Source organism: Pseudomonadota bacterium, assembly GCA_026388275.1.
Classification (GTDB): Bacteria; Desulfobacterota; Syntrophorhabdia; order Syntrophorhabdales; family Syntrophorhabdaceae; genus JAPLKB01.
This window is the reverse complement of the sequence record JAPLKB010000004.1, coordinates 1-14,057: the sequence shown is the minus strand read 5'-3', so window position 1 is coordinate 14,057 and position 14,057 is coordinate 1. Positions and strand designations below refer to the sequence as shown.

Genomic DNA, 14,057 nt, shown 5'->3' with positions numbered 1-14,057 from the left:
TCTCCATGATTTATTGCAATACAATTCTGGAGGTTATATGAATATTCATGCAGTGAGGTACGGGAAAGGAGAAAAAGTAATTTTTATTCACGGGGCAGGTGGTAATGCCAGGTCATGGTACTTTCAGAAAGAATATCTGAAAGCTTCAATGGAAGTAATTTTAATAGATTTACCTGGGCATGGCGTGGATGCAGACGGCTCAGGGCTCAATACATTGGCAGGGTACATAGATTATTTGAAAGAAGTAATTCTCGAACTGGGCATAGATAAATGTTATATGGTGGGACATTCAATGGGTGGAGCAATAACCATGTCTTTTGCACTCTCCTTTCCCCATATTTTAAAGGGTATCGTACTTATTACAACAGGGGCAAAGCTCAGAGTTTTTCCTGAAATCCTTGAAGGATTAAAAAAGGATAAAGAGAGCGCTGTAAGGAATATAATGAATTATGCCTTCTCAAAAAAGGCTCCGGCAAGCTTAAAAGAAAGCGGTGTTAAAGACATGATGACTTGCAAAGCAGAGGTAATATACGGTGATTTTTTTGCCTGTGAAGGTTTTGACTTAATGGATTCGGTAAATAAAATAAAAATACCTGCATTGATCATCTGCGGGAATGATGATGTTCTTACACCACCAAAATATTCTGAGTATCTTCATGAGCAGTTAGAAGGGTCACGGCTTGTGACAATAGAAGATGCAGGCCATATGCCGACGCTTGAAAAATCGGATGAAGTAAACAGAGCGATCCATGATTGGATCGCGTCGCGCTAAAAGCAGGGTACGGGAAACTGTAACCCAGGGATAATAATATATGTCTTTCTTAAAATATGGAGTAAGCTCTGAAAAAGAAAAAATGCTTGAAGAAAAGATGGAGGAGCTTGGCATCAAAGAGGTGGATATTATAGAAAAATTTGTGCATTCAAGCGGCCACGGCGGCCAGAATGTAAATAAAGTTTCAACCTGTGTATATTTGAAACATCTGCCCACAGGGATTGAGGTAAAATGTCAGCAGGAACGTTCTCAATCACTGAACAGGTTTTTTGCACGCAGGATTCTTATTGAAAAAATAGAAAACATGATACTTGGCAAAAGGAGCATGAGGGAACAGGCGATTGAAAAAATACGAAGACAGAAACGTAGACGCTCTAAACGCGCAAAGGAGAAGGTGCTCGAATTAAAGCATATTCAGTCGAGAAAAAAACAATCCAGGGCTTTTGATGCTGAAGATCCTGCTGAGTATTAAATCCTGACATTTCAAAAAATTATAAGTTTTTTCATGCTTAGACTATCCTTTCTATGATTTTAGTGGTACTATTTGATATATTTTCACTGTTATTTTACATGTTCATTCTGACGGGCTTCAGTTCTTTGATAATCCCGAAGAGGGGCATTTGTTGAGTCCGGAACAAAAAGAATAACCTGCAATGGAGTGTGGCACTGTTATGTACTAAAACTTAAGGAGGCTTTAAATGGGAAAATACGGAGGCTTTAAAAGCGAAAAAAGAAAGAAAGAAAGTGCCAGGCTGAAAAAACAGGAAGAAAAGCGACAGCGCCGATTCGGGCAAAAAGCAGAAGATGTTTCCGAGGGACAGGAAGGAGAGTTGATAGAGGGACAGGAAGGAGAGTTGATAGAGGGACAGGAAGGAGAGTTGATAGAGGGACAGGAAGGAGAGTTGATAGAAGGGCAGGAAGTTGCTGAGGAGCAGGAGAACGCGGCGGAAGAGGAAGCTGCTGGAGAAAAGGAAGACGTAAAGACATCGCCCTGAGAAAATAGGGGACATGCTGCGTCTTATTTATAATTATAGTTTATTACCCCCGATCAGGCCAATGGTTTTAAACGCTTAATCCCGAATCTTTTTGCACCTGTTTACGCAGTTTTTACACATAAGCTTCGCATTATAAAGCTCATAAAATCTTTCAGGGTGCTTATAATAAAGATATTCCCACTGGATAATAATAATAACAGATAAAAACAGGATTGAATATGTCCAGAAAGAAGGAATAAATATTAAAGGCGAAAAGGCCATAAGATATCCCCAGTTGTTTATCCTGCAGGTATTACAACACTTATTCTGAATGATTGTCTTAAAAGGACACCACACGGTAATACAGAACTGATCCATGAATATGAAGAAGATAACAATAATAATGAGCCACATCGGATCAAGCAATCCGGCAACCCACCAGAAGCCTATATCAAGAACAAGCAGCGTCCAGTAAATTGCAGAGCGCATTGCCCCGAAATTCATCTTTTTTATATAATCTGCGAGCCTTTGTTGCTTTGCGCTGCTATCCTCACCGGCCTGAACATAATTTCTTCCGTAAATTTTGCCAAGGTTAATCTTCGGGTTCATCCGGGGGATAAAACGTTTTATCAATATCAAGACCGCAAGAAGCCATAGAACATGGTAAACCTTAAATAAAGAAAAATCATAAGTAAATGATTTTACAAGGATATGGGGATAACAAATCGCAAGAACCAACGATATTGCTAAAACCCCTCCTTTCACAGAAAGCTTAAGAATGTTGTTGTTTTTATGCATAAATATGTTCCTGATTCTAACAAATTTTCGTTGTATTGACAAACAGAGTCTGCTTAAAAACTTTACCAGGATTCGCGTTGAAGGCCGGATACTCCTTCATAGACAATTTCTTCTTTCAATGATTCTTTCTGTACATCTCTGAAGACCTTTTTCTTATCAAGATTTATGCCCTTTGTTGCCTTCAGGAATAAACGCATCCTGTCGTTCATGCTTATTCGCCTTGGAATTGTAGTATTCAATTGTACCAGCATCCGTTTCAGCCTTTCTTCTTCTATGACAACGAAGAGGATATCTTCCACGTCCAGGAGGACAAAGCTGCAGTCATTCAGTACAAATATATTGCACCCCTTCAGGTCTCTGTGGGCGATTTTTTTCTTGAAGAGCAACGCAAGAAATTGGGAGAATTCTTCAATAAAGGCTGCTTTCCTGTCTCTGTCCATAAGGTCGTAGGTCTTATCAAGATACCTGTCAAACTCAACACCTGAACCGGCAAGGTCTTCCATGGCAATGTACCCCCAGGAAGAAAGAGAAGGACGTTTCAAGCAATACGGTTCGGGCGTTACACGAAGATCTAAGTATTTTAATGCAACATGGTTTTTCCATGCCAGTTCAAGTCTTCTTCTGTTACGATAATATTTCCGTATATGATTAATGTGCCTCTCAACGACGATCTTTTTATCTTTCTTGATTAACCTAACAGGCTGGCCGTCCACAGGGATTTCCGTCTCTGCCATACAGAAATAATCTCCTCTGACGATTATTTTTGAGGTATTTTCAAAGGCCCTTTTCTGTTTTTTTCTGATCCACCTTTCCCACAGCCTTCCCATTTCTTCTTCAACGTACGCTCTTATATTCTGCCCGCCGTATTTGCTGAAAAAAAGATATTTTTCATCTTCCGTCATATCGTCGTACAGCATGGTAATCGCATGGGACAGACTTGACACCTCGTCTTTCAAACCGATATGCCCTTTAAATTGCATTTTATGCAAATCAATAAGATATAGATTATCACTGTAAACAATAATATTGTTCAGATGGAGATCATTATGCACTACCCCTTGTGCCTTTAACGTCCTGAGAAGATCTGCAAGCTTCAACAGGAGCCCTGACCGATCTTTGCTTTCAAAGAATACGTTGACAAAGGTGTCTCCCTCTATCCGTTCCTGGACTATATATGAACCTTTGTCTGAAATGCCGTACCCGAGCGGTTCAGGGGTCATAACAGAGAGTGCAAGCAGCCTTTTCCCTGCTTTGTATTCTTTCTTGCCCCTTGGCGATACCTTATTCCTTATATAACCGGAAACGTTCTTTTCCTTGAAGAATTTTATAAATATTCCTTTGCCCTTATAATCGCAGGCAAAATAACCTCTTTTCATTTCTTCTTGAAAGGGAAGATCGCTCAATGCGACAATCAGCCCGTTTTCATCTAAAAACCACTTTATGCTGTCGGTTGTTTGAGATTTCATATGCTGCCTATTATTTCAGCTACTTTAGAACCCCAGAGCTTCAAAGAATACTTTGTTTCAGCAAACTCCCTCGCTGCCTTTCCCATATTGTTTCTTAAAGCTGCATTATTTGAGAGCATCTCAACAGCATCTTTCCAGCCGGGCAGATCATTCCGTAAAAAACCATTTACCCCGTCTTTTATTATATCATTTGCAACACCAACGGGATGAGCTATAGACGGAAGTCCTGTTGCCATATACTGAATGAGCTTGAGCCCGCACTTGCCCTGTGACCATATATCGTCCCTTGCAGGCATGATCCCTGCATCAAAGCTCAAGAGTAATGATTTTTCTTTGTCTTTCTCCCACTTTTCAAATACTATCCCTTCGCTCTCCATGCCGGAAGGCTTATCTGCCACAAATTTAAATATTACATTCCCGTTGTGACGAAAAGAAAGAAAAAGTTCTCTAATATCAGATATATATTTTAATGTGGAACTGCTTCCCATCCAGCCGACTACAAGGGGGCCATGTTCTTCATGTACTTTCACCGGGTATTCGTCAGTATCGACAACTGTAGGTACGTAATATGTACCTGCGTTTTTGTACTTTTTTGCTTCACTTAAGAGAAAGGGGTTTCCGCAAAATACCGCATCAGCACATTTCACAGTCATTTTAAAGCGGGACCTTCTGGTTGTGCTCTCTTTCCTTGTGCCGTACATGACTGCATCATCATAATCGTATACGATCTTTTTTGCACACTGCCTTAAGGCAAAGAGTTTCAGGGGGTTTAAAAGCAGTCTTTGCAGATAGACCACATCAGCCTGGCTTGCATGTTTTAGTATCTTTGAAAAATTGGTTCTGGTGGTAAGTAGCTCAATTTCAAACCCCTTTTTTTCAAGATACGGGAAATATTGATGAATTCTGTAGCCTTTCGGATTTTCACTGTTAAATATATTGTGGGTAAAAAAGAGTATTTTCATTAAGTTACCGGGGCTAACGTCGCCCCCTCCACCGGCATAGCCGTCGGAGCCACCCCCTCTCGCTCACCTTGTGAGCTATTTATCACACTGACCTTCATTTAAACCGGGACACCCGCAAGCGGGTACCCGGTCGCCCCCTCTCCTTTCCGTATGCACGAAGGATGTCCGCTCACGCCGGGACGCAAGTAAATGCATTTACGTCCTGCGTCCGAAGGAGTATAGCGACTGAACGTCCTTCTTCTCTCGGTTAAATGGGAGCCACCCCTTCTCACTTACCATACAAGCTGAATAAACTCTTTGCATATGTTCATAATTTTATGAGTTTTTAATATAACAAAACCACCTGGCACAATCAATAATATTCCCATGGTCCTTAACATCCACATCTAAAGCCCTGAAAGTTCACACTACGCGGTTTCTGCTTAAAGCTAAATATTTCTTCCCGAAGTTCACACTGCGTGGCTTTTGCCTGAGGCACAAAGCTCCTGCCTGAGCTAATGATCCTCAAAGGCTACCTTGTAGTGCTGTATTTGAAGTGGTAATAACAGTATGCTCCACCCTTTGCTGTGCGAGAAGATCCTGTGTAGCTCTATTAGCGTATCGCTATGTTCCGGTTGACATAATAGTTTTGGCTGCTATAACAGTATTAGGCACCCGCAACTTTAGCGCCCTGTGTATATTACGCTGGGATGGGATGGAGTAGAGGGAAATGACCGAACGGCAAAACGTATACCGGCTTTTATTGTGTTCGGCTTTCTATGTTCTAAGGAGACAGTAACGGAGTCGAGCTTTGTAGAGGATACATCTAAAATGCCACTATGAAGCCTCCAAGGTGATTCTCGGAACTGTGCAGAGGCTTTTTTGATTTGAGTCTTTCAAATCATAAGAGAGGAGGTGATGAACATAGTTGCTAAGAATTATTTGGTAATGGGCCAAGTTGCAAATGTGGACATGATACCGGTCGGCGATGTAGAAGGGTATTCATTAGCCATATTTGAGCGCAGAGATCTGGGGCAAGTAGACAACGAGGTTGCAGTGGTAACATCATGGGTTCAAGGTGACCTTATAAAAGGAAGCGGTCCTATGCGAGGATATACGCGGTACGTTCATGAGGATACTTCAACAATTATTTCCAAGACTCAATATACCTCCATGTGGAGTTCTGAATTGAAAACCGGCCTTTATGAGGAGAGCAAAAGAGAGTTTGTTATGGACACAGACCGGTTCACAGGAATCAAGGGTGGCTCATTCTGGAAGGGTAAACAGGTTACCCCTATATCCAAGGAGACAAGAAGTGATTGGATTGTTCAGGGCACCATGACCTACACCCTACTTTCCGGGTAATCCAAGGGACGGAAAATCTGGATTAGCCGGCTTTAGATTCAATCGAACCGGAGAGACACGGGATGAGGAGTATGTGGTATAGACCTTATGCTGCAAATATTTAGAAATTAGGAGGTTTGAAATGTATATAAGAATGACTTTTTTCAAGGTTAAACCGGGCACAATGGATGAATTGCGTAATGTCTATGTTAATGAGGTAATTCCAGCCCATAAGGAACACAAAGTTCGTTTTGTACATTTAATGGAAGCACTTGATTCGAAGGATGTGGGCATTTCTGTGACAGCATGGGATACCAAGGGTGATCTTGAAACCTATCAGAAAAGTGGGGATTACCAGAAAATTCTTTCAAAATTTCGGTCACTGCTCGCCGAGGACCCAACCATGAATTCATATGAGGTCACCGCAAGTTCTGAACCAATAATATTGCGAATCTTTTAGGAGGTATCATGGTTATACTTTTTGTGCAACACTGAATCATTATATGCGGTGTTGCACAAAAAGTCTCGAATGTCATTTTGAAGGTCCTTGGAAAACGACTCGTCGAGGCTTTTTCAAAGGACCTTCAGCCTATTATGTTTATCAGAAAAGGTTTACAGGGGTTTTGATACCAATTCGCCTTCAATCATATAACTTCGTTGCCTCCTCTTCGCGCTCCTCTATTTCTGGGACACCCGCAAGCGGGTACCCGGTCGCCCCCTCCACAAGCAAAGAACGACCCGCAAGCGGGTACCCCGGCCTCCCCTTCTCGCTCACTGTGTGAGCTAATGCCTGCGTCGGCTCGTCGTCGTCGCCTCGTTCTATGCATGAAACCGAATTGGTATGAGTTGGCACAATACTCGAATTACGGAAAAGTAGGTGCAGCAAGTAATTTTGCTATCTTAATTTTGAAAAAATAGAAGTAAGAATTTTATCAGCTGCTTTCCTAAGTTGATACTGCGTGGTTTTTGCCAAAGACGCTGCTTTCTTACCGAAATGCACACTGCGTGGCTTTTTCCTGAGGTACAAGCTCCTTTCTGTTATCAACGGATTTGATAAAATGAGAGAGATACTTGCTTCCAAATACAAAGCTGCTCTATACGCATTCGAGGGAGTCTATTGAATACCGAATGAAATGTGCAAATGCCTGGCGGATTGTTTTCTGTCCCTGGAAAACACGGCTGTCTTCCTGTAAACAGATACCAAAAGATTTTCTTTGAAATACAACGTTACAACTCGTAATACACTGAAAAGATTGTTCTCACACGTGAGGATAAATCCATGAGTAATCACCGATACAATCAATCTCTTTTGTCAACTAAGGTTTTCAGAACCTCAGAATCAGGTATTTCCCTATTTACTGGTTGGTCAGAAAGAGATAGAATGCAGCATAAGAAAATGATGCCATGAAAACACCAAACCTTTTTAAAGTACTAAGACGAATTCTTCCACTTGCTGCTATTTTCATTATCCTTATTTTTTCAATTTCAGTTTTCGATGTTCAGGGTAATGACGATGGCTTGTATTTTCCGTGGTCACAATATCTGAGTTCAGATGACCAGGATGATGATCCGGGTCTTGATGAGGGCGGTGCATGTACAGACATCAACGCCGAGATGTTTGCTGACATTCCCGAACCTCAATTATCGTCAGAACATTTGCTCAAAAGAGAAGCCGGGTTGCAAGTTCTCACCTGCATTATTGCTTCACACACTAACAGAGCACCTCCACAAATTTAACAACAAGTAAAAAACTCACAAAAATCACAATTAAAGAGCAGTGTTACATTCAGGGTTAGTTTATCGTAATATCCTCGGTTATCAACATAGCCGGGTTTACCACGGCAACTGAATGAAGAACTAAATAAAACTATATAGAAGGAGAAAAGAAATGATGGAATTCAGATTAACCAAAGAACAGGAGATGTTCAAACGAAGTATTCGTGAATATAGCGAAAAAAACATCTTTCCTCGCGCAAGAGAGATTGATGAGAAAGAAGCCGGTATTCCCGAAGATATCATCCAGGGGCTTTCCGATCTGGGTGCATTTGGCTGTTGCATTCCGGAAGAATATGACGGCTGCGCCGTGCCTGGCCAGGGCCTCCAATATGCCAACATAGCGATTCATGAATTGGCAAGAGCCGAACTGAGCATGTCTCTGCCGGTTTATGCATTGCTGACAATTGGCTGGGGCGGATATTTCCTTAATGTTGCTGCCAGTAAGGAACTGAAACAGGAGATTTTACCGAAGATTGCCTCAGGTGAATGGCCCTGGGGTATCAATGTGACCGAGCCGGGTGGTGGCTCCGATGTTGCTGCTGTCAAATGTCAAGCTATCAGGAAAGACGACAAGTACATCCTCAATGGTGAAAAAGCATATATCAGTCTGACCAATGAAAGCCAGACCAAGGGCGGCGGACACAGCAGCCTTCTCGTCACCGATCCTGCAAAGGGCCTCAAGGGCGGCATGTCGATGTTTGCCATTATTCCGAACCAGTTGAAAGGCATGACATCCCACGTTTACAAGGATATGGGCCGTATGGGGCTTTCCACCGGTGGCTTTGTCTACAAGAATTCGGAATTGGACAAAAAGTATCTGATTGGAGAGGAAGGTAAAGGTTTCTATCTGGCCATGGAAGGGTTCAATCCTGCCAGAGCGCTGGTAGCTGCGGCATGTCTCGGCGGCGCGGAAAAATGTCTTGAAATCGCAGTTGATTACGCCAAGCAGAGATATGCATTCGGACGCCCGATCAGCAGATTCCAAGGCATATCCTTTGATCTGGCAGAGGATTACCACAAACTGGAAATGGCAAAACTGATGCTGCAAAAGGGCTGTTGGATGATTGATACATACTATTCCGAACCGGGCAGTTTTACTCAGAAAGACATCAATATTGTTATTGCCCAGTGTAAGCTGGAAGCGCCTCTTCTTTCGGTTGAGATTGCAAAACATGCGATTATGGTTCTGGGTGCCTTTGGCTACACTAAAGAGTCTCCTCTTGAGATGGCGATGAGAGGCCTCATGTCGTACGTATCCGGTGCTGAAGGAGCATACAACATCATGAAGACGATTATTGCCAGGGATGCTTTCGGCCCTGAATTTGTCGACAAGTAGCGGGATTATGTAACTTATTTTACAAACCTCGAACTAAGGGTAAGGGACAGTTCAAAATTGGATGGGCGGAGCTTTTCGTCCCTTACCGTGGGCAGGGTGAAAACTCAGTCCACGAGACCCGGTTTGTTGCTTACCGGAAACGGTGTAAGGTTATTGTGCAGGTAAAGAATGATATGAGGAAATGCAAATGGATAAATTTGAAGTTATTATAGTGGGTGGTGGATTAGCTGGTTTAGCGGCTGCATATACCCTGGCTTCTGATGGGCTCGAAGTGCTGATCGTGGAGAGGGGAGATTACTGTGGCGCCAAGAACGTCACTGGCGGCAGGTTATATCTCAATCCCATCAGACAGCTATTGCCCGATATATGGGAGGAAGCTCCTCTGGAGAGGCATGTCTGCCAGGAGAAAATCACGATGATGACAGATACTTCATCGACTACTATGACGTTTGCCACACAAGCGTTCAGGGAAAAACCTTATCATAGTTATACGATTCTAAGGGCGAACTTTGATAACTGGTTTGCTGACAAGGTAAGCGAGGCAGGCGGCGTTATCATCACTAAGAATAAAGTGGATGATCTTATCATGGAAAACGGTAAGGTTATAGGAATAAAAGCAGGAGAGGATGAACTTGGCGCCGATGTAGTACTTGCTGCCGATGGAGTAATGTCGGTCATTGCAGAAAAAGCAGGTCTGAGAAAGCCGCACGTACCCCAGGGGTTTGCCGTGGCTATTAAGGAAGTCATTGAGCTGGCGCCCCGGATTATTGAGGACAGGTTTAACCTGAATGATGGGGAAGGCGCTGCCAATGTGTTTATGGGATCAATCAGTAAGGGCATGTTCGGAGGAGGATTCCTTTACACTAACAGAAACAGCGTATCTCTTGGATTGGTAGTAAAAATATCGGACTTGTTGCACAAAGAACCGGCGATTGATATGCCCCAGCTTTTTGAGGATTTTAAAAACCGTCCTGAAATCAATACCCTGATCCAAGGGGGAGATTCCATCGAATATTCGGCGCATGTGATTCCCGAAGGTGGGATGGAGGGCGTACCTCAACTTTTTGGTGATGGCATACTCGTCTCAGGCGATGCAGCCGGATTTGCGCTAAATGCCGGTCTTACTGTCAGGGGGATGGAGTTTGCTGTTGCTTCAGGAGTGCTGGCAGCAAAAGCTATCAAAAACGCCAGGGAAAATAATGATTTTTCAAAGCAATCACTTTCTTATTACAAAAAACTGCTTGAGGATAGTTTTGTTTTGAAAGACCTGGCTACGTTCAAAAATGCTCCGATGTTTCTCGACAATCCAAGGCTATATAATGTTTACCCGAATATAGTGAGCGACGTACTGGAGAAGGTTATGTTCATCGGGGCCGACCCAAAACGCAAACTATCTGCTACGGCAGTCCGGGAAATGAGGAGTAAGTTCAGATTTTCAATGATCAAGGATGTTTTTGGGGTGTTCAAGCTATGAAAACACAAATAAATGTTAAAGAAAAATTGGGATTGGATACCATTAAAATCCACGAGGAAAAACATATCTCTGTGGATCAGATGGTTTGCAAGAGTTGTAAGGGAAGATACTGCCTCCATGTTTGTCCGGCACAGGTGTATACGCTGAACAAGGAAAACTTAGTGGTGCTTGATTTGGATGGTTGTCTCGAATGCGGTACATGCCTAATTGCCTGTACTCCAAAGTCTATAAGCTGGGAGTACCCCCGCGGCGGTTTTGGTGTTCAGTTCAAATGTGGATAGAATAAAGCAGAAAAGGAGTAATGATGAATTTCATTGTTTGTTTAAAACAGATTGTTGACCTTCAGCAGGTCAGAATTAAGAAGGATACGAGAGAAGCAGTATTGGAAGGTTTGCCGTTTTTATTCAGTGACATGGATATGAATGCGCTGGAGGCCGCAGTAGGAATAAGAGAAAAAGATGGCGGAAAAGTAATTGCCTTGTGTATCGGTAATACAAAACTGAACGATACCATAAAAGATGCCCTGGCACGTGGTGCGGATGAAGCTGTGTTGATCATTGATCCTGTCTTCGATAATCTCGATTCCAGGGGGAAAGCAGAGGTTCTGGCAACATCCATCCAGAAAATGGGTCACTATGATGCCATATTCATGGGTGAAGGTTCTGCTGATAGTTATTCGGGCCAGACATGCGGTAGACTTGCGGAACTGCTGGATATACCGGAGATTAGTTATGTCAGCAAGCTGGAATTCACCAATGGAAAGGCGAGAGCTACCCGGAGTATGGATGACTGTTATGAGGTTGTAGAGTCATCATTGCCGGCAATGCTTACTTTCACCAGCGAAATCAATTCGCCCAGGATACCATCTCTGATGCAGATTGTGAAAGCCGGTAAGAAACCGGTACAGTTGTGGAAGGGCGTTGATCTTAATGTCCCGGCCGATAAACTTGCGAAAGAGGTTGAACTTGTAAGCAACATTGCGCCGGCAGAACAAAGGAAGATGTTGATATTTGAGGGAGAGGCGAAAGATGTTGCAGCCAGCGTTGTTGATTCGCTTATTAAAGAAGGAGTATTAGGGAGGTAACTATGTCAGGGATATTAATATTTAGCGATAAGGATCAGGCAGCCTACGAGCTGCTTTCCAAAGGGAAAGAGATAAAAGCTGCCCTTTATCAACCGAGAAAGGAAGACTATCCAAGGGGCTCCCGTTTCCCGTTGGCCGCGGCAATCCTGGGAAAAGGGGCGAGAGAGAGAGCAACGGAGTACTTTGCCTATGGCGCCCAGGATGTGTACATTTCTGAAGCGGATGCGTTTAATGTCTTTTATGCGGATGTTTATGCAGATGCTATCTGCCAAATAGCAGACACCTATGGGTTTAATATTGTCGTGATAGGATCGACCCGCAGAGGGAAGGATCTGGCCGGGAGGGTTGCCCAGAAGATGGAAGCCGGCTGCGCGACGGATATAATCGATATCGAATTAAAAGGCAAAGATGTCCTACTGCATCGTTACATGCTCGGTGGCAACACGGTAACTTCTGAGTTGATTAAAACACCAAAGAAGGTTTTTGCAGTTATGCCCAAGGCATTTGCGCTGGGAGAAAAACAGCCTGTCGATGGTAATAAAATTATCGAACCCGATCTCAAGGTGAAGGACTCGAAGTACACGCTGCTAGAACGAAAGGAAAAGGTAGGGGAATCCGTCAATCTGGAAGATGCACAGACATTGGTCTGCGTGGGTAGGGGTTTGGACAAGAAAGAAGATATCTCTATCATTAAGGATCTGGCTAAAGCCCTGAAAGGAGAAATAGGATGTACAAGGCCTCTGTCACACGATATACGGTGGTTGCCTGAGAACCGAGAAGTCGGGTTATCCGGTAAAAAATGCAAACCCAACCTGTGCTTCTCTGTTGGAATATCGGGGCAAATCCAGCATACGGTAGGTATCCGCGATTCTAAAATAATTGTGGCGATCAATAAAGATAAAAGTGCTCCTATTTTCAAAATAGCCGACTATGGTATTGTAGGTGATCTTTATGAAGTGATACCGAAAATAGTTGAGGAAATAGGTAAGTTGTAGTTAATGTTTTCGCATTTGCCTTTTTCCCTTGGGCTGTACCAACTTTGAGTGGGTTTGTTGGTGCAGCCCAAAACAGCTATTGATTACAAATTGTATAATTTGGCCCTGATTGGGGTTACCCCTTTTAAGGGTTACATCTATCATTGAAAAAGAAGCTGACATGGAGGTTGTTGCAGAAACGAGCGATATCATGAGAATTAATAAGACCGGCATAAAGAGCACGGAAGAGATTCAAAAGGTCATCGGGATATAGCCGGGGATGTTTGGAAGTAGAATTCAAATATTAGTCAACACAAACAATTGTTTTGGAGGATATGTGGCAATCCGTTTCAATTTATTCTGTAAAAAACCAACCCGTGATAACATACGGGTGGACGTCGATTCGCATTTATGAAAGGGGTATGATTATTTGCTTGCAGGTGTTGCCCTTAAAACGTGAAACACGCATATACGATCCTGACATGTCGTATAGCTATGTTGTTAGTTCTATATAGATGTTATCAAAAACCAATAAAGGAGGCAAAGATGATAGGTACAGAAGAGGGAAGTGTTTATAAAATGATCGAAGTGGTAGGTGTAAGCTCAACTTCATGGGAAGATGCTGCGACGAACGCCATTAGAACCACCAGCAAATCAATTCATGATTTACGTATTGCTAAGGTACTTGAGCAGGATATCGTAATAGAAGAGGGCAAACCGACAAGATACCGCGCAAAACTTAGTATCTCATTCAAGTATCATGGGGACAAATAAGCTTGCTTAAACAAAAATGTTAAAAAAGATGGGGTTTAAAAAAGCCATGCGAATAAATGCAAATGGTTATGAAAGACATAACACATTTATTGTAAGTCTGGCTAAAATTCATTTCAAGTAAGGGGGATATTATGGAAAAATATGTGTATTTTTTTGGTGGAAATAAGGCGGAAGGCGGAGATGACTTTAAAAATCTGTTGGGCGGAAAAGGCGCAGGACTTGCAGGGATGGTAAATCTCGGGATACCTGTTCCTCCTGGTTTTACTATAACCACAGAGGCATGTGTTTACTTTTACAAGCACGATGAGACATTCCCCGAAGGCCTGAAAGAACAAGTGGTTAAG

At 42.8% G+C, this 14,057-nt stretch carries 16 protein-coding genes; 13 read left to right on the top strand and 3 right to left on the bottom strand.

Annotated elements, in window-relative coordinates:
- Nucleotides 1–37: 37 nt before the first annotated feature.
- The 3 genes from NT010_00600 (at nucleotide 38) to NT010_00590 (ending at nucleotide 1,767) form a co-directional block, all read left to right on the top strand.
- Nucleotides 38–772, top strand: coding sequence for an alpha/beta hydrolase (locus tag NT010_00600; protein ID MCX5804556.1), 735 nt, complete (start codon nucleotides 38–40; stop codon nucleotides 770–772).
- A gap of 40 nt (nucleotides 773–812) precedes the next feature.
- Nucleotides 813–1,244, top strand: a complete 432-nt coding sequence (locus NT010_00595; protein ID MCX5804555.1) for a peptide chain release factor-like protein — start codon at nucleotides 813–815, stop codon at nucleotides 1,242–1,244.
- 226 nt (nucleotides 1,245–1,470) lie between these two features.
- Nucleotides 1,471–1,767: a hypothetical protein gene (locus tag NT010_00590; GenBank protein ID MCX5804554.1), complete on the top strand. Its 297-nt coding sequence runs from the start codon at nucleotides 1,471–1,473 to the stop codon at nucleotides 1,765–1,767.
- 75 nt (nucleotides 1,768–1,842) lie between these two features.
- Here NT010_00590 and NT010_00585 read toward each other — a convergent pair whose 3' ends face one another.
- The 3 genes from NT010_00585 to NT010_00575 all read right to left on the bottom strand — a co-directional run bounded on the left by NT010_00585 (nucleotide 1,843) and on the right by NT010_00575 (nucleotide 4,972).
- Nucleotides 1,843–2,544 carry a hypothetical protein gene (locus NT010_00585; GenBank protein MCX5804553.1) on the bottom strand — a complete coding sequence of 234 codons (702 nt, stop codon included), beginning with the start codon at nucleotides 2,542–2,544 and terminating at the stop codon, nucleotides 1,843–1,845.
- Nucleotides 2,545–2,606: 62 nt separating this feature from the next.
- Nucleotides 2,607–4,010: a hypothetical protein gene (locus NT010_00580; GenBank protein ID MCX5804552.1), complete on the bottom strand. Its 1,404-nt coding sequence runs from the start codon at nucleotides 4,008–4,010 to the stop codon at nucleotides 2,607–2,609.
- On the bottom strand, nucleotides 4,007–4,972 hold the full coding sequence (locus NT010_00575; protein MCX5804551.1) for a glycosyltransferase family 4 protein: 966 nt from the start codon (nucleotides 4,970–4,972) through the stop codon (nucleotides 4,007–4,009). The genes NT010_00580 and NT010_00575 overlap by 4 nt, the downstream gene beginning before the upstream one ends.
- An 897-nt stretch (nucleotides 4,973–5,869) precedes the next feature.
- On the opposite strand from NT010_00575, the gene NT010_00570 reads away from it, so the two are divergent.
- The 10 genes from NT010_00570 to NT010_00525 all read left to right on the top strand — a co-directional run.
- On the top strand, nucleotides 5,870–6,316 hold the full coding sequence (locus tag NT010_00570; protein MCX5804550.1) for a hypothetical protein: 447 nt from the start codon (nucleotides 5,870–5,872) through the stop codon (nucleotides 6,314–6,316).
- Nucleotides 6,317–6,437: 121 nt separating this feature from the next.
- Complete coding sequence (locus NT010_00565) at nucleotides 6,438–6,755, top strand: antibiotic biosynthesis monooxygenase (GenBank protein MCX5804549.1); 318 nt, start codon at nucleotides 6,438–6,440, stop codon at nucleotides 6,753–6,755.
- A gap of 944 nt (nucleotides 6,756–7,699) precedes the next feature.
- A complete protein-coding gene (locus tag NT010_00560; GenBank protein MCX5804548.1) occupies nucleotides 7,700–8,032 on the top strand; it encodes a hypothetical protein in 333 nt (110 codons plus the stop codon).
- Nucleotides 8,033–8,183: 151 nt separating this feature from the next.
- Nucleotides 8,184–9,407, top strand: a complete 1,224-nt coding sequence (locus NT010_00555) for an acyl-CoA/acyl-ACP dehydrogenase (GenBank protein ID MCX5804547.1) — start codon at nucleotides 8,184–8,186, stop codon at nucleotides 9,405–9,407.
- A 187-nt stretch (nucleotides 9,408–9,594) separates the two neighbouring features.
- Complete coding sequence (locus tag NT010_00550) at nucleotides 9,595–10,881, top strand: FAD-dependent oxidoreductase (GenBank protein ID MCX5804546.1); 1,287 nt, start codon at nucleotides 9,595–9,597, stop codon at nucleotides 10,879–10,881.
- Complete coding sequence (locus tag NT010_00545; GenBank protein ID MCX5804545.1) at nucleotides 10,878–11,162, top strand: 4Fe-4S dicluster domain-containing protein; 285 nt, start codon at nucleotides 10,878–10,880, stop codon at nucleotides 11,160–11,162. Before NT010_00550 ends, NT010_00545 begins: the two co-directional genes overlap by 4 nt.
- 20 nt (nucleotides 11,163–11,182) lie before the next feature.
- Nucleotides 11,183–11,965, top strand: coding sequence for an electron transfer flavoprotein subunit beta/FixA family protein (locus tag NT010_00540; GenBank protein ID MCX5804544.1), 783 nt, complete (start codon nucleotides 11,183–11,185; stop codon nucleotides 11,963–11,965).
- A 2-nt stretch (nucleotides 11,966–11,967) separates the two neighbouring features.
- Nucleotides 11,968–12,960, top strand: coding sequence for an electron transfer flavoprotein subunit alpha/FixB family protein (locus NT010_00535; protein ID MCX5804543.1), 993 nt, complete (start codon nucleotides 11,968–11,970; stop codon nucleotides 12,958–12,960).
- A gap of 525 nt (nucleotides 12,961–13,485) precedes the next feature.
- Nucleotides 13,486–13,713, top strand: a complete 228-nt coding sequence (locus tag NT010_00530) for a dodecin family protein (protein ID MCX5804542.1) — start codon at nucleotides 13,486–13,488, stop codon at nucleotides 13,711–13,713.
- 128 nt (nucleotides 13,714–13,841) lie between these two features.
- Nucleotides 13,842–14,057 (top strand): hypothetical protein (locus NT010_00525; GenBank protein ID MCX5804541.1); only part of this gene is annotated, 216 nt, incomplete at its 3' end.